This window comes from Phycicoccus sp. Soil748 (genome assembly GCF_001428025.1).
Lineage (GTDB): Bacteria > Actinomycetota > Actinomycetes > Actinomycetales > Dermatophilaceae > Pedococcus.
This window is the reverse complement of the sequence record NZ_LMSC01000006.1, coordinates 378,245-393,094: the sequence shown is the minus strand read 5'-3', so window position 1 is coordinate 393,094 and position 14,850 is coordinate 378,245. Positions and strand designations below refer to the sequence as shown.

The 14,850-nt window shown below is 71.9% G+C and carries 13 protein-coding genes; all 13 read right to left on the bottom strand.

Annotation, left to right across the window (positions count from 1 at the left end; genetic code table 11):
• Positions 1 to 9: 9 nt before the first annotated feature.
• The 13 genes from ASG70_RS06875 to ASG70_RS06815 all read right to left on the bottom strand — a co-directional run bounded on the left by ASG70_RS06875 (position 10) and on the right by ASG70_RS06815 (position 14,743).
• Positions 10 to 906 (bottom strand): fumarylacetoacetate hydrolase family protein, encoded by an 897-nt coding sequence (locus ASG70_RS06875; RefSeq protein WP_056883076.1) that lies wholly within the window; start codon positions 904 to 906, stop codon positions 10 to 12.
• Positions 903 to 2,033 (bottom strand): glycerate kinase, encoded by a 1,131-nt coding sequence (locus tag ASG70_RS06870; RefSeq protein WP_056883075.1) that lies wholly within the window; start codon positions 2,031 to 2,033, stop codon positions 903 to 905. Before ASG70_RS06870 ends, ASG70_RS06875 begins: the two co-directional genes overlap by 4 nt.
• Positions 2,034 to 2,041: 8 nt before the next feature.
• Positions 2,042 to 3,820: a glyoxylate carboligase gene (gene gcl / locus ASG70_RS06865; protein WP_056883074.1), complete on the bottom strand. Its 1,779-nt coding sequence runs from the start codon at positions 3,818 to 3,820 to the stop codon at positions 2,042 to 2,044.
• Between the two features lie 105 nt (positions 3,821 to 3,925).
• Positions 3,926 to 4,807 carry a 2-hydroxy-3-oxopropionate reductase gene (locus ASG70_RS06860; RefSeq protein ID WP_056883073.1) on the bottom strand — a complete coding sequence of 294 codons (882 nt, stop codon included), beginning with the start codon at positions 4,805 to 4,807 and terminating at the stop codon, positions 3,926 to 3,928.
• 40 nt (positions 4,808 to 4,847) lie between these two features.
• Positions 4,848 to 5,681 (bottom strand): hydroxypyruvate isomerase family protein, encoded by an 834-nt coding sequence (locus ASG70_RS06855; RefSeq protein WP_056883072.1) that lies wholly within the window; start codon positions 5,679 to 5,681, stop codon positions 4,848 to 4,850.
• Positions 5,682 to 5,860: 179 nt separating this feature from the next.
• Positions 5,861 to 6,187, bottom strand: coding sequence for a hydroxyisourate hydrolase (gene uraH / locus ASG70_RS06850; protein WP_056883071.1), 327 nt, complete (start codon positions 6,185 to 6,187; stop codon positions 5,861 to 5,863).
• A complete protein-coding gene (gene uraD, locus ASG70_RS06845) occupies positions 6,187 to 6,681 on the bottom strand; it encodes a 2-oxo-4-hydroxy-4-carboxy-5-ureidoimidazoline decarboxylase (RefSeq protein ID WP_056883070.1) in 495 nt (164 codons plus the stop codon). The genes uraH and uraD (ASG70_RS06845) overlap by 1 nt, the downstream gene beginning before the upstream one ends.
• A gap of 10 nt (positions 6,682 to 6,691) precedes the next feature.
• The gene (uraD, locus tag ASG70_RS06840; protein WP_056883069.1) at positions 6,692 to 8,626 is read right to left on the bottom strand and encodes a 2-oxo-4-hydroxy-4-carboxy-5-ureidoimidazoline decarboxylase; all 1,935 of its coding nucleotides are present in this window, start codon (positions 8,624 to 8,626) and stop codon (positions 6,692 to 6,694) included.
• 111 nt (positions 8,627 to 8,737) lie between these two features.
• Positions 8,738 to 10,150 (bottom strand): nucleobase:cation symporter-2 family protein, encoded by a 1,413-nt coding sequence (locus ASG70_RS06835; protein ID WP_082590219.1) that lies wholly within the window; start codon positions 10,148 to 10,150, stop codon positions 8,738 to 8,740.
• Positions 10,151 to 10,157: 7 nt separating this feature from the next.
• Positions 10,158 to 11,066 (bottom strand): factor-independent urate hydroxylase, encoded by a 909-nt coding sequence (pucL, locus tag ASG70_RS06830; RefSeq protein WP_056883068.1) that lies wholly within the window; start codon positions 11,064 to 11,066, stop codon positions 10,158 to 10,160.
• A gap of 354 nt (positions 11,067 to 11,420) precedes the next feature.
• Complete coding sequence (locus tag ASG70_RS06825) at positions 11,421 to 11,969, bottom strand: helix-turn-helix domain-containing protein (RefSeq protein WP_056883067.1); 549 nt, start codon at positions 11,967 to 11,969, stop codon at positions 11,421 to 11,423.
• A 102-nt stretch (positions 11,970 to 12,071) separates the two neighbouring features.
• Positions 12,072 to 13,325 (bottom strand): aldolase/citrate lyase family protein, encoded by a 1,254-nt coding sequence (locus ASG70_RS06820; protein WP_056883066.1) that lies wholly within the window; start codon positions 13,323 to 13,325, stop codon positions 12,072 to 12,074.
• Positions 13,322 to 14,743, bottom strand: a complete 1,422-nt coding sequence (locus ASG70_RS06815; RefSeq protein WP_056883065.1) for an NAD-dependent malic enzyme — start codon at positions 14,741 to 14,743, stop codon at positions 13,322 to 13,324. Before ASG70_RS06815 ends, ASG70_RS06820 begins: the two co-directional genes overlap by 4 nt.
• Positions 14,744 to 14,850: the final 107 nt, after the last annotated feature.

The window sequence follows — 14,850 nt, the reverse complement described above, 5'->3', positions numbered from 1 at the left end:
CAGTACCGGTCATCCTGCCGCTGCCTCCTCGTCGAGGGCCACGGGGGCATCCGGGTCGACGACCCGGGTCCGCTGCCGTCCGAGCACACCGCCGTCGGCCTCGACCACCTGGCCATGGCGCAGGTAGGGCCGGGGCTCGGGCCTGCCCATCGCCACACCGGCGGGCGTGCCGGTGAGGACGACGTCGCCGGCCTCGAGCGTCATCAGGCCGCTGCTGTAGCAGAGCAGCTCGCCCACCCCGAAGACCATGTCCGACGTGCGGCCGTCCTGCCGCAGGTCGCCGTCGACGGTGAGCCGCAGGCGCACCGCGCCGGGTCCACCCTGGCCGAGCTCGTCGGGTGTGACCACCCACGGCCCCAGCGGGCAGAACGTGTCGGCCGACTTCCCCTTGGTCCAGGTGCCGCCGCGCTCGAGCTGCAGGGCCCGGTCGGAGACGTCCTGCGCGAGCACGTAGCCGGCCACGGCGCTCAGCGCGGCGCGGGGGTCCGTGACCCCACGCAGAGTCCGCCCGAGCACCACGCCGAGCTCGACCTCGTAGTCGGTGGTGGTCGAGCCGGGCAGCATGACCACGTCGTCGGTCGGCCCGCTCACCGAGGTCGGCGCCTTGAGGAAGACCACCGGCTCGGTCGGCAGCGGCATCCCCGCCTCGGCCGCGTGGTCGCGGTAGTTGAGCCCGATGCCGACGACCTTGCCCGGACGGGTGATCGGCGCCCCGAACCGGCACTTCTCCGCCGCGCCGACGGGTCCGGCCAGGACCGGGAGCGTGGACGGGTCCACGCTGCCCAGCGACCCCAGGAAGGCTGCATCGATCTCGTCGGTCAGGGGGCTGAGGTCGAACAACGTCCCGTCTGCGGCGACCACGGCGGGCCGCTCCGCGCCGGCGGCGCCGACCCGCGCGATCCTCACGACGCACCACCGAGGTGCTCGCGGGCGATGCGCGCCCCGATCCGTTCGAGGAGGGGTCCCGGCCGCTCGAACGCCTCGCGCTCGTCGGCGGCCTCGGTCAGGAGCGGGTATGCGGCCGCGATGCCTGCCGCGCGCAGCCTCGCCTCGTCGAGGGTCACTCGCCCCGCGACCGCGACCACCGGCACACCCTTGTCGCGAGCCATGGCGGCCACCGCCGTGGGGGCCTTCCCGTGCAGGCTCTGCTCGTCGAGCGAGCCCTCGCCGGTGACCACGAGGTCGGTCGCACCCACGGCGTCGGCGAGGCCCGTCAGCTCGGCCACCAGCTCGGCGCCGGCCTGCATCCGGGCGCCCAGCACGGCCAGCAGGGCGAAGCCCACCCCACCCGCCGCCCCCGCGCCGGGCTGGTCGCGCAGGTCACGGCCGGTCCGCTCGGCCACCACGTCGGCCCAGGCCGACAGGGCCAGGTCGAGGGCGCGGACGTCCTCAGGGCCGGCGCCCTTCTGTGGGCCGTAGACGGCCGCAGCGCCGTGCGGGCCCGTCAGCGGGTTGTCGACGTCGCAGGCGACGACCAGCTCTGCGTCAGCGAGCCCGGGGTGGAGCTCGGAGAGGTCGAGGGAGACCGCCTCGACCAGCGCGGCACCACCCGGGTGCAGGGCACGGCCACGCGGCCCGCTGATGCGCGCCCCGAGGCCCTCGAGCAGCCCCGCGCCCCCGTCGGTGCTGGCACTCCCACCGATCCCGACGACGATGCGGCGGCAGCCTGCGTCCAGGGCCGCGGCCACGAGCTCGCCGGTGCCACGGCTCGTCGCAGCGAGCGGGGCCAGCTGCCCCTCGCCGAGCCGGGCCAGCCCCGACACCTCGGCGAGCTCGACGACGGCCTCGTCCCCGCGGCGCCCGTAGGCGGCCCAGCACGGCATACCGGTCGGGCCGGTCGCGCGCACGGGCACCCGCTCGAACCCTGCCGCCTCGGCCGCGGCCAGCGTCCCGTCGCCCCCGTCGGCGACGGGGACGACGGACACCTCGAGCCCCGGGACGACCGAGCGGAGCCCGACCTCGAGGTGGGTCGCCACCTCGGCCGCGGTGAGCGTGCCCTTGAACTTGTCGGGGGCGAGCAGGACGCGGGGCACGGACGACCTCAGTCCAGGTTGGCGAACAGCGCGGTCGGGGCGTGGTCACCGTGCTCGGCCAACTCCTCGAACTCGGTGACGTTCGCGATCGAGGTGCCCATGGAGACGTTGGTGACCCGCTCGAGGATGACCTCGACGACGACGGGCACGCGGTACTCGTGCGCCATCACCTGCGCCTTCTCGAGCGCGGGCAGGATCTCGTCGGGGTCGGTGACGCGGATCGCCTTGCAGCCCAGTCCCTCGACGACCTTGACGTGGTCGACGCCATAGCCACCGACCTCGGGGCTGTTGAGGTTGTCGAAGGACAGCTGCACGCAGTAGTCCATGTCGAAGCCGCGCTGGCTCTGCCGGATGAGGCCGAGGTAGGCGTTGTTCACCAGGACGTGGACGTAGGGGACGTTGAACTGCGCCCCGACCGCCAGCTCCTCCATCATGAACTGGAAGTCGTAGTCGCCCGACAGGGCGACGACGGTCTCGTCCGGGCAGGCGGTGGCGACGCCGATCGCCGCCGGCACCGTCCAGCCGAGCGGGCCGGCCTGGCCGGCGTTGATCCAGTGCCGGTCCTTGTAGACGTGGAGCAGCTGTGCGGCCTGGATCTGGGACAGGCCGATGGTCGAGACGTAGCGGACGTCGCGGCTGAACGCGCGGTTCATCTCCTGGTAGACGCGCTGCGGCTTGATCGGCGTGACGTCGAAGCTGGTGCGCCGCAACAGGGTCCGCTTGCGGTCCTGGCAGGCCTGCGCCCAGGTCGACCGGTCCTTCAGCCGCCCGGCGTCCTTGCGCTCACGGGCCGCGGCCACGAACAGCTCCAGGGCAGCCTTGGCGTCGGAGACGATGCCGTAGTCCGGGGCGAAGACGCGGCCGATCTGGGTCGGCTCGATGTCGACGTGGACGAAGGTGCGCCCGGCCGTGTAGGTCTCGAGGTCGCCGGTGTGGCGGTTGGCCCAGCGGTTGCCGATGCCGAGGACGACATCTGCCTCGAGCATGGTCGCGTTGCCGTAGCGGTGGCTCGTCTGCAGGCCGACCATGCCGGCATTGAGCCGGTGGTCGTCCGGGATGGCGCCCCAGCCCATGAGGGTCGGGACCACCGGGACGCCGGTCAGCTCGGCGAGCTCGACCAGCAGGTCGGCCGCGTCCGCGTTGATGACCCCGCCGCCGGCGACGATGAGCGGCTTGTCCCCCGCCTCGAGCAGGTCGAGCGCCTTTTCGACCTGCGCCCGGGTCGCGGCCGGCTTGTAGACCGGTAGCGGCTCGTAGGTCTCGACGTCGAACTCGATCTCGGCCATCTGCACGTCGATCGGCAGGTCGATGAGCACCGGGCCCGGGCGACCTGACCGCATGAGGTGGAACGCCTGCTGGAACGTCCCCGGCACCTGGGCCGGCTCGAGCACCGTGACCGCCATCTTGGTGAGCGGCTTCGCGATCGAGGCGATGTCGACCGCCTGGAAGTCCTCCTTGTGCAGCTTGGCCACCGGCGCCTGCCCGGTGATGCACAGGATCGGGATCGAGTCGGCGCTGGCCGAGTAGAGCCCGGTGATCATGTCGGTGCCGGCCGGGCCGGAGGTGCCGACGCAGACGCCGATGTTGCCCGCCTTGGCGCGGGTGTAGCCCTCCGCCATGTGCGAGGCGCCCTCGACGTGCCGGGCCAGCGTGTGGTGCAGGCCGCCGCCCGTCTTCATCGCCTTGTAGAAGGGGTTGATCGCGGCCCCGGGCAGGCCGAAGAGGTGGGTCACCCCTTCCTTCTTGAGGATCTCGACGGCCGCCTGGGCCGCGGTCATACGTGCCATGGGACTGCTCCTGGTTCGTGACGCTCCCCCGGGTCGAGGTATTCAGCTACTGGATTCCGGTAGGGGAATACCTCGAACGAGGAGAAGCTGGGAAGGACGGATGAGTCAGGCGAGACGCCCGGAGAGCCGCTCGACGCCGCGCAGCAGCGCGGAGTGGTCGAGGCCGCCGTCGCCGTTGGCGCGGGCGGAGGCCATCAGCTGCGCCACGAGGGCGCCGAGGGGTACGACGACACCGGCCTCGCGCGCCGCCGACGTCACGATGCCCATGTCCTTGTGGTGCAGGTCGATCCGGAAGCCCGGCGTGAAGTCGTGCTTGGCCATGTTGCCCCGCTTCTGGTCGAGCACCTTCGAGCCGGCGAGGCCGCCACCGAGGACGTCGAGCGCCGCCTCGAGGTCGACGTCGTAGGCGTCGAGGAACGTCACTGCCTCGGCGAGGGCCTGGATGTTGGCGGCGACGATGAGCTGGTTGGCGGCCTTGACCGTCTGCCCGGCGCCGTTGCCCCCGACGTGGACGACCGTCTTGCCGACGACGTCGAACAGCGGCTTGGCCTCCTCGAAGTCGGCGCCGTCGCCCCCGACCATGATCGACAGGGCGGCGTTCTTCGCCCCGGCCTCGCCACCGGAGACCGGCGCGTCGAGGAGGCGGAAACCCTTGTCCCTGGCCGTCTTGGCGAGCTCGGCCGTGACGTCGGGGCGGATGCTGGAGAAGTCGATGACGAGCGTCCCGGGCCTGGCGTGGTCGAAGACGCCGCCCTCCCCGGTGAGGACGTCCTGGACGTCGGGGCTGTCGGGCACCATGACGGCGACGACGTCGACGTCCTTGACCGCCTCGGCGATGTCGGCAGCCGCGCGGCCACCGGCCTCGACCAGGGGCTTGGTCTTGTCGGGGTGCAGGTTGTAGCCGACGACGTCGTGGCCGGCCTGCTGCAGGTGGACGGCCATGGGGCTGCCCATGATGCCGAGTCCGATGAAGGCGATGCTGGTCATGTCGTTCTCCTCGAAGGGTTCTCGTCGTCAGTTCTGGTCGTCAGCTCGCGCGGCGGCGCTCGCGCGGGAGCCACGCCAGGCTCTCGGGGGTGGTCGCGGTGGTGGGCTTGTACTCCAGGCCCACCCACCCGGCATACCCGCGCTGCGCGAGGTCGCCGAGGTGGTGCTGGAGGTCGAGCTCCCCGGTGCCCGGCTCGCCGCGGCCGGGGAAGTCGGCGACCTGGACGTGCAGCGTGCGGTCGGCGTACGCCGCGATGGCGCCGTCCACGTCGTCCCCGTTGGCCGCGAGGTGGAACAGGTCGAGCAGGAAGCCCACGTTGGCCGCACCCGTGCCGCGCACGTCGTCGACGACGGCGACCGCGTCGGCGGCGGTGCGCAGCGGGTAGGGCTTGGGGCCGCTCACGGCCTCGACCAGGACGCTGGCACCGATCCGGTCGGCCGCCTTGGCGGCGGCGGCGATCGACTCACGGCCGAGCTCGTCCTGCTGCTCCGGGCTCGCGCCGTCGACCCGGTTGCCGAAGAGGGCGTTGAACGCCTCGACGCCCAGCTGATCCCCGATGCCGACCGTGACGTCGACGTTGTCGCGGAACTGCTGCACGCGGTCCGGCACGGACAGCACCCCGCAGTCGGGCCCGGCCAGGTCGCCGGCGAAGAAGTTGAGCCCGACCAGGTGGACGCCGGCGTCGCGGACGGCCGTCACGAACGCGTCGACCTCGGTGTCCGACGGGACGGGCTGGTCCGGCCAGGGCCACCAGAACTCGACGGCGTCGAACCCCGCCGCCTTCGCCGCCGCCGGGCGCTGCAGCAGCGGCACCTCGGTGAACAGCAGCGAGCAGTTGGCCTCGTAGCGCAGTCCGTGGTCGGGAGTCGTCATGGTGATCAGTCCGTTCGTTTTCCGTATTGCGGAATCTTTTTTCCAACTAGTGAGAGAGTAGGAGTCGGCCACCGACGCCGTCAACGGTCGCCGGCCCTCGTCTCACGCTGCGGCCGGATATATCCGCAGGCCGCCTCGGCGCGGCCCGGGTGTGCCCCGCGGCCGCGCCGAGGTGACGGTCAGCTCCCCCGGTAGGTGCTGTAGCCGTACGGGTTGAGCAGCACCGGCACGTGGTAGTGAGCCTCGGCGTCGGCCACGGTGAACACCACGACGACCTCGGGGTAGAAGCCGGTCGTCCCCTGCGCGGCGAAGTAGTCGCCGGAGGCGAACCGCAGCCGGTAGTCGCCCGCGTCGAGCCGCTCGGGCCCGATCGAGCCGACCCTGCCGTCGCTGTCCGTGGCCGCGGCGCCGAGGGGCTCACCTGCGGCCGTCTCGAGCCGGACCCCCACCCCCTGCGCGGGCCGGCCGAGGCTGGTGTCGAGGACGTGCGTGCTGAGGGTCCCCATCAGGAGGCCACCTCCCGGAGTCGGAGCAGCGCGATCTCGCACAGCTGGCTGACGGTCTCGTCGCGCTCGGTGGCGTCGTCGTTGCCGAGCCGCCGGTCGAGCTCGGCCAGCACCTCGGGAGCCGACCGGCCGGCGGCCCGGATGATGAACACCCGCCCGAAGCGCCGTTCGTACTGCGCATTGCCCTCGGCCAGGGCACGCGCCACCCCCGCGTCGGACCGGTCGACCCCGGACTGCTCGCGTGCGCTCGCCTCGGCGTGGTGGGCGGGCGAGGACGCCCGCTCACCGATGCGCGGGTGTCCCGCGAGCGCCTCGTCGAGCTCGCCGTCGCCCAGCGAGCCTGCCGCCGCGGCGGCGGCCGACTCGAGGTCGGGCCACGCGGCATACGGTCGGCCCTCACGGACGGCGGCCACCCACCGCGGCACCGGGAGGCACCGGGTGAGCACCGCGTCCGCGTCCTGCGGCGGCAGCTCGTTGAACTCGGCCAGGGTCATGCCGATCTCCTCACTCGTGGGCGAACCGGGCGCGGGACGCGTGGATCGGGTTGGCGTCGGCGACGAGGTCGTCGAAGCGGTACCCGGCGATCTTGGCGATCTCCACGAGGGCCGCGGCGTGCTCCTGCGACTCGGAGTTCTCGAGCCGGTCCCATCCTGCCCGGACGACCTGCTCGAAGGAGTCGCGGTCGCGCACACAGGTCACCAGCGGGAAGCCGAACCGGTCGCGGTAGCGGCTGGTCAGGTCGGACAGCTCGCCCTGGGCCTTCTCGTCGAGGCGCGTCAGGCCGAGGGAGGCCTGATCGACGAGCGAGCCCTGACCCTCCATGCCCTCGGCCACGCTGTCGGCGCCGAGGTCGGGGTAGGAGTCGATGAGCTGGCGCTGCTCCTCCTCCGTGGCTGAGAACAGGGCCTCCTGGAAGGAGCGGCGCAGGTCGGTCGTGTCGCTGAACGGCCTGCTGTCGTAAGCCCGCTCGGCGGCCCAGCGCGGTCCCTGGAACAGGCCGCCGAAGGTGTCGACGAACTGCTCCCGCGACATCTGGTTGACCTCGGCGAGCCGCACCAGGCCGCTCCCCGGGGCGCCGGCGACGGCCGGACCGCGGCTGGAGCCGACGTGGTGGAACAGCAGGTTGAGCACGATGGCCGTGATCGAGCCGAGCGTGATGCCTGAGCCGAGGATGATCTGCGCCCACTCCGGCACCGCCTTGGCGACGTCGGGCTGGGCGGTGACGTACATCGCCAGGCCGACGCTGGTGGCGACGATGACGACGTTGCGGTGGTCGTGGAAGTCCACGCGCGACAGGGTCTGGAAGCCGACCACGGCGACGGTGGCGAACATGGCCAGCGCCGCGCCACCGAGCACCGGGTGCGGTATCCCGGCGACGAGCGCCCCGGCCTTCGGCACCAGGCCGATGATGATCATGATCGCGCCGGCGGCGGCGACGACCCAGCGGCTCTTGACCCGGGTCAGCCGGACGAGGCCGACGTTCTCGGCGAAGCAGGTGTAGGGGAAGGAGTTGAAGACCCCGCCGATGGTGGTCGACAGGCCGTCGGCCCGCAGCGCCCGGGCGATGTCGTCCCGGCCGATCCGCTTCTCGACGATCTCACCGGTGGCGAAGACGTCGCCGGTGGTCTCGACGGCCGTGATGAGCATGACCACGATCATCGAGATGATCGCGGCGACCGAGAACCGCGGCCAGCCGAAGTGGAACGGGGTGGTGACCCCGACCCAGCCCGAGCCGGACACGGCGCCGAAGTCCGCGTCACCGAGGGTCCAGGCGACGAGGGTGCCGACGACCAGGCCGACGAGCACCGCGACGGTCGCCATGAAGCCCTTGAAGATGCGCTGGATCGCGACGATGAGTGCCAGGGTGCCGATGGCGTACGCGAGGTTGCGCCCGCTCTCGGGGTGCAGCGTCGGACCGGCCCCACCGGCCGCGTCGGCGGCCGCCACCGGCAGCAGGGCCAGGCCGATGATGGTGATGACCGACCCCGTGACCACCGGTGGGAAGAACCGGATGAGCCGGCTGAAGTACGGCGCGATGAGGAGGGTGAACAACCCCGCCACGATGACCGCGCCGTAGATGACGAGCAGGCCGTCGGTGCCACCACCGGCCGCGAGGCCGATCGCGATCATCGGCGAGACCGCGGTGAAGGTCACGCCCTGCAGGAGGGGCAGCTTGACCCCCACCTTCCAGAAGCCGACCGACTGGATGATCGAGGCGATGCCACAGGTGAACAGGTCGGCGTTGATGAGGTGGATGAGCTCCTGGGTGCTGAGCCCGATGGAGTTCGCGAGCAGGATCGGCACGATGACCGCACCGGCGTAGAACGCCAGGACGTGCTGGAAGCCGTAGACGGCGAGCCGCGGGACGGGCAGCACCTCGTCGACGGGGTGGCGGGACGGGCGAGAGGTGGTGCGGGGTGTGTCGGTGGCTGTGCTCATGACAGGCACCTTCCTTCCGGCAGAAGGGTCGGGATGGGTTGGGGTGGAACGGGTCCTGCTCAGTGGGGCTGCCCAGTGGGGCTGCCCAGTGGGGCTGCCCAGTGGGGCTGCTCAGTGGGAGGTGCGGGCCAGGTCGTCCTTCTCGCGCTCGGCGGCGGCGAACACCGAGGCGCCGGGCCGGTTGCCGGCCTTGACCTCGTTGAAAAGCACGTTGAGGACGACGGCGACGACGGCGGTGGCGCTGATGCCCGAGTGCATGATCGTGGCGAACCAGTCCGGGAAGCCGTCCCAGAACGTCGGCGCCGCGATGGGGATGATGCCGACTGCGACCGCCACGGAGACGATCACCATGTTGAGGTTGTCGTGGTACTCCACGCGGGACAGGGTGCGGATGCCGCTCGCGGCCACGGAGCCGAAGAGCACGATGCCGGCTCCACCGAGGACGGGGTACGGGATCGCGGCGACGACCGCCCCCACGACCGGGAGCAGCCCGAGCAGGAGCAGGACCCCACCGCCGGCCGCCACGGCATACCGGCTCTTGATGCCGGTGAGCGCGACCAGGCCGACGTTCTGGGCGAACGCGCTCGCGGGGAAGGTGCCGAACACCGGTGCCACGGTCGTCGCCGCCATGTCGGCGCGCAGGCCGTCGGCGACGCGACGGGCGTCGACCTTCGTCCCGACGATCTCGCCGATCGCGAGGATGTCGGCCGTGGTCTCGGTCATGATGACGAAGACCACGATGGTCATCGAGACGATCGCGCCCGCCTGGAACGTGGGCGAGCCGAAGTGGAACAGCTGCGGCAGCGCGACGACCTGGGCGTCACCCACCGAGGAGAAGTCCGCGCGCCCCGTGAGGGCTGCGATGGCCGTGCCCACGACGAGGCCGAGGAGGATCGACAACCGGGAGACGGCGCCCTGGAAGACCCGGCTGATCACGAGGATGACCAGGAGCGTGAGCCCGGCGAAGCCGATGTTGCCCATGGAGCCGTAGCCGGGCGCCTCGGCGTTGTTGCCCATCGCCCACTGGAAGGCCACCGGCAGCAGCGACAGCCCGATGACGGTGATGATCGTTCCCGTGACGACGGCCGGGAAGAGCCGCACCAGCTGGGCGAAGAACGAGGACGCCACGAGGCCGATGAGACCGGCGACGATGATCGAGCCGAAGACCGGGCGCAGGCCGCCCTCGCTCGCGATCGCCACCATGGTCGAGACGCTGGCGAACGAGATGCCCTGGACGATGGGCAGCCGGCTCCCGAACGGACCGAGGCCCAGGGTCTGCAGCAGGGTCGCGAGACCGCTGACGAACAGGCCGGCCGTGACGAGCAGGGCCATGTCTGTGGGCTTGAGGCCGGCGGCGCCGCCGACGATGAGCGGTGGGGCGATGACCCCGCCGTACATCGTCAGGATGTGCTGGGTGCCATAGGCGAGCAGGGGGCCGGCGCCGTACCTCTGGTCCTCCGGACGCCCCTGGTGCTGGCGGCGGGCGCTGGGTGCGGACGTCGTTGTCCGCTGTCGCAGTCGCATGCCCGCCTCAGCAGAAGCCCGGGACGGTGAGCCAGGCGTCGCCGGCGTCCGACCCGCCCTCGCGCTGCACGGTGGCCTCGATGAGCCCGTAGGGGCGGTCGGCGGCGATGAACACCTCGCCGTCGTTCTCCACCCCGAACGGGCTGAGGTCGACGAGGAAGTGGTGCTTGTTGGGCGCGGAGAACTTGACCTCCGCCACCTCGGGGTGGGCCTCGAGGACCGCCGACCCCATGGCGTAGAGCGACTGCTGGAGCGCGTGGCTGTAGGTCGTCGCGAAGGTCTCGAGCAGCACGGTGCGGATGTCGTCGAACGACTTGTTCCAGTCGACGCCCTCGGTGGTCTCGTAGCGCCAGCGGGCCACGAGCGAGGTCGCCAGGATCCGGTCGTCGGCCTCCTGCAGCGTCGTGTACTCGTCCCGCAGGAAGCCCTTGAACTCCGAGCCGGTGGACTTCAGTACCACGAGGTCCCTGAGCCCGGACACCACCCACTGTCGCGGGGTGTCGCCGCTGCGGTCCTGGGTGACGACCGTGGTGCGCACCTCGCCGCCGCGGCGGGCGAAGGCGTGGTCGTGGCCCTGGCCGCCGACCTCGATGCGGTCCCACGCGTACTCCTCGACCTCGACGCGGCTGGCCGTGGCGGCCGGCGTCACGTCGAGGAAGCGGGAGCCCAGGGCGAGGGCGTAGTCCTCCGGGGAGGTGATGCCGTGCTGCTTGGCATACGCGAACGCCGTGTTCTTCTGGGTGTCGGTCGGCAGCACGTTGGCCTGGTCGCCGGTGACGTGCGCCTCGCGGAAGTCGCCGCGCAGGGCGCTGGAGACGTTGAGGTCGCGGATCTCGTGGCGGGCGGTGTCGCGGTAGATGCGGACGACGCGGTTCTCCGCCTTGCCGTACTGGTTGGGTCCGAGGACGTAGGTCATGACAGGTGCTCCTCGCGGGTGCTCCGTCGGGCCACGCGGCGTGTGCCGTGGCGGTGGGTTCGGGTCCGGGCGCCCCGCGCTGCGGGGGCCGTGTGCCACGACACGAGGACCGGGTGGGTCGGGGTGTCGCGTGGCGCTCCTGGGCGCCGGGCGGTTCCTGAGTTCCGTGATACGGAAAACTGTTTACGAATGATGGAACGATAGGGCGGCGGCAGGGCAGGGTCAACAGTTTGTTGAAAACGAGTTGTCGCTGTCCACCCCCGACCACCCGTGCCAGGTGGGCTCGCGCGCCCCGAAGTCCCAGACCTCGGCTCTCCCGCGCCTGCGTTGGCCCGAAGTCCCAGACTTCGGCGCTCAGCCGGCGGGTGGCTCGGCGGGTTCGCGGACGCGGTTGAGGTAGTTGTAGACGGTGAAGCGGGTCAGGCCCATCGCCTCGGCCACCGTCTCGGCGCTGCGGCGCATCTCGAAGGCACCGCGCTCCTCCAGCAGCCGCACGGCCTGCTGCTTTCCGGCGCGGGGCAGGTCGGCCAGCGGGCTGCCCAGCTCCACCTCGACCGCCGCGATGAGGCGCGCCAGGCCGTCCGAGAGGTCCGTCGGCTGGCCCACCGGCTGGGTACGCCGCCCGCCCGCCGTCGCCGGCGCCACCCCGTGCTCCGTGGGCGCGGCCAGGTCGCTCAGCGTGAGCGTCATACGCGTGGCGCCGCCGGCCAGCGCCGCCCGCATCGCGTCGGCGACGGCGGGCACCACGGCCTCGGCCTCGCCATCGACGCTGGTACCGAGCGGGCCCAGGTCGGGCGCGAGGCCCGCCTCCCGGAGTGCGTCCGCCGCGGCGGTGACGTGGGCGGGCACGTCGTCGTCCTCGCCGTGGAACGGCTCGGTCGTGAACTCCACGCGCACCCGCATGCCGCTCACGCTACTTCTCCGCGCACCATCCTGAGGTTTGGGGGCAGGAGAGTGCGCAATACCGCACCCTCGCGCCCCCAAACCGAAGAGAGGGGAGAGGGGTCAGGCAGAGCGGCGGGCCAGGACGTCCATCCTCGCGCGGTCGATGCCGGTCAGCGCCTCGACCTCGTCGGCGTCGACCGCGCCGCAGTCCAGCCCGCGCACGACGAAGTCAGCCAGCGCCCTCGCCGTCGCGGGCTCGTCCATGACGCCGGAGTCGACGCTCCCGACGTAGTTGCGCAGGCGTTCGGCGGCCGCCGGCAGGCCCTCGCGGTAGAAGGCGTAGGTCGCGGCGTAGCGGCTGGGCAGCTGGGCAGGGTGAAGGTCCCAGCCCTGGTAGTAGCCGCGTTCGAGCGACCGCCGCACCAGTCGCGCGTGCAGCGCCCATGCCGCGTGGACCTGGTCGCGGTCGCCGACCGGCAGGACGTTGGTCGACCCGTCGGAGAGCCTGACGCCGGTGCCTGCGGCGGCGACCTGCATCACGGCCTTGGCGTGGTCGGCGGCCGGGTGCTCCATCGACTGGTAGGCCGCCGCGATGCCGCACGAGGCGGAGTAGTCGTAGGTGCCGTAGTGCAAGCCGGTGCACCGTCCGGCCGAGGAGTGCACCATCCGGGCGACGAGCGCGGTCCCGTCCGGGCCGAGGATGGACTGCGGCGTCTCCACCTGGATCTCGAAACCCATTGCGCCAGAAACCAGTTCGAGTCCCGCTTCTAGTCGATCGCAGGCGGTGACCATCGCCTCGACCTGGTCCACCGACGTCACCTTCGGCAACGTCACCACGAACCCGTCCGGCAGCCGTCCGTCCACCGTCACCGCCTCGACGAACCGCGCAAGGCTGCGGACGCCCCGGGCCCGGGTCGGCGCCTCGAAGCTCTTGAACCGGATGCCGTTGAAGGGAGCCGCATCCCCCGCGTCGAGGGCCGCACGCAGCGCGGCTGCAACGGCATCGACCGCGGCGTCCTCCTCGTCGTCGGACCGCACGCCATAGCCGTCCTCGAGGTCGATGCGCAGGTCCTCGACAGGCTCGCTCGCGAGCTTGGCCCGGACGCGGGTGACCACCTCGTCGGCCAGGTCGGCAGGCAGTCCCAGCACCGCTGCGTACTCGGTCGCACTGCCCCCGTGCTCGTCGAGCGCCGCGAGCGCCTCCTTGCCCCAGCGCGGCACGAGGCCGGCGTCGTAGCGGTCGGCCGGCACGTACACGGTGTGGACGGGCTGTCGCGCGGCCCGTTCGCCCGGGAATGCCTGTGCGAGAAGGGCATCCGCGTCCGCAAGGTGGGTGTCGAGCTCGGCGGTGAGGTCGGTGGCGTCGAAGGTCATGCGTGGGCGTCCTCGGGGTCGTCAGTGTGGTGTCCGTGCACGCCGGCCACGCGCCGCACGGCTGCTGCGACCGCCGGCGCGACGTCGGGGTCGAAGACGCTGGGCACGATGTAGCTGGCGTTGAGCTCGTCGCGGTGCACGCAGTCGGCGATGGCGGTCGCCGCGGCGATCATCATCTCGTCGGTGATGTCGCTGACGCCGGCGTCGAGCAGGCCTCGGAAGAACCCCGGGAAGGCGAGCACGTTGTTGATCTGGTTGGCGTAGTCGGACCGCCCGGTGGCGACGACCGCGGCGTGGCGGCTGGCCGCGACCGGGTCGACCTCGGGGTCGGGGTTGGCGAGCGCGAAGACGATGGCGTCGGGAGCCATGGTGGCGATGTCGTCGCCGTCCAGCAGGTTGGGGGCCGAGACCCCCACGAACACGTCGGCCCCGGCGAGGACCTCCTTGAGGGTGCCGCGGACCCGGCGGGGGTTGGTGTTGGCGGCGATCCAGCCGCGGAACTCGTCGCGGTGCTCGGCGTCCGGGTCGAGCGCCCCGTGCCGGTCGCACCCGATGATGTCGGTGGCGCCCTGCGCGTCGAGCAGCCTGATGATCGCGTGGCCCGCGGCACCGACGCCGGACACCACGATGCGCACGTCCCCGAAGTTCTTGCCCACCACCCGCAGCGCGTTGGTGAGGGCCGCCATGACGACGATGGCGGTGCCGTGCTGGTCGTCGTGGAACACCGGGATGTCGAGCTCGTCGCGCAGTCGCCGCTCGATCTCGAAGCACCGGGGTGCCGAGATGTCCTCGAGGTTGACGCCGCCGTAGACGGGGGCCAGCGCCTTGACGATGGAGATGATCTCCTCGGGGTCCTGGGTGTCGAGGCAGACCGGCCAGGCGTCCACCCCGGCGAACCGCTTGAACAGCGCCGCCTTGCCCTCCATGACGGGCAGCGCCGCCGCGGGGCCGATGTTGCCGAGCCCGAGCACGGCGGACCCGTCGGTCACCACCGCCACGGTGTTGCGCTTGATGGTCAGCCGGCGTGCGTCCTCGGGGTTGGCCGCGATGGCGAGGCAGACCCGGGCGACCCCCGGCGTGTAGGCGCGGGAGAGGTCGTCCCGGTGCTTGAGCGGCACCTTGGGGTTGACCTCCAGCTTGCCGCCGAGGTGCAGGAGGAACGTGCGGTCGCTGACCTTGCGCACCTTCACCCCCGGGACGGCGGCGATCGCGGCGGTGATCCGCTCGGCGTGGTCGGCGTCGGAGGCGTTGCAGGTCACATCGACCACGAGGACCTGCGAGCGCGACTCGACGACGTCGAGGGCCGTGAGGGCGCCGCCCGCGTCGGCGACCGCTGCCGCCAGCGTGCCGGTGGTGTCGATCGCAGCAGGCGCCTCGGCCCGCACGGTGATGGAGTAGCCGGGGCTCGGTGCTGCCATCTGACGACCTCGCAATTCCACGATATGGAGTTCCGCTTCTGTCTTACGGAAGACTAAGGCCCGGTGGCCGCCCCGGACAAGCACGGCCCGACAGGTGGCTGCACCCC

What these genes read in the sequence shown, in the direction of transcription:
- uraD (WP_056883070.1), bottom strand. Translation starts at nt 6,681, where the DNA reads ATGACCCTGGCCGAGTTCAACGAGCTGCCGCCGCAGGACGCGGACGCG.
- uraD (WP_056883069.1), bottom strand. Translation starts at nt 8,626, where the DNA reads ATGAGCACAGCCACCGACACACCCCGCACCACCTCTCGCCCGTCCCGC.
- ASG70_RS06825 (WP_056883067.1), bottom strand. Translation starts at nt 11,969, where the DNA reads ATGCGGGTGCGCGTGGAGTTCACGACCGAGCCGTTCCACGGCGAGGAC.
- gcl (WP_056883074.1), bottom strand. Translation starts at nt 3,820, where the DNA reads ATGGCACGTATGACCGCGGCCCAGGCGGCCGTCGAGATCCTCAAGAAG.
- ASG70_RS06815 (WP_056883065.1), bottom strand. Translation starts at nt 14,743, where the DNA reads ATGGCAGCACCGAGCCCCGGCTACTCCATCACCGTGCGGGCCGAGGCG.
- ASG70_RS06860 (WP_056883073.1), bottom strand. Translation starts at nt 4,807, where the DNA reads ATGACCAGCATCGCCTTCATCGGACTCGGCATCATGGGCAGCCCCATG.
- uraH (WP_056883071.1), bottom strand. Translation starts at nt 6,187, where the DNA reads ATGGGGACCCTCAGCACGCACGTCCTCGACACCAGCCTCGGCCGGCCC.
- pucL (WP_056883068.1), bottom strand. Translation starts at nt 11,066, where the DNA reads ATGACCTACGTCCTCGGACCCAACCAGTACGGCAAGGCGGAGAACCGC.
- ASG70_RS06855 (WP_056883072.1), bottom strand. Translation starts at nt 5,681, where the DNA reads ATGACGACTCCCGACCACGGACTGCGCTACGAGGCCAACTGCTCGCTG.
- ASG70_RS06835 (WP_082590219.1), bottom strand. Translation starts at nt 10,150, where the DNA reads ATGCGACTGCGACAGCGGACAACGACGTCCGCACCCAGCGCCCGCCGC.
- ASG70_RS06820 (WP_056883066.1), bottom strand. Translation starts at nt 13,325, where the DNA reads ATGACCTTCGACGCCACCGACCTCACCGCCGAGCTCGACACCCACCTT.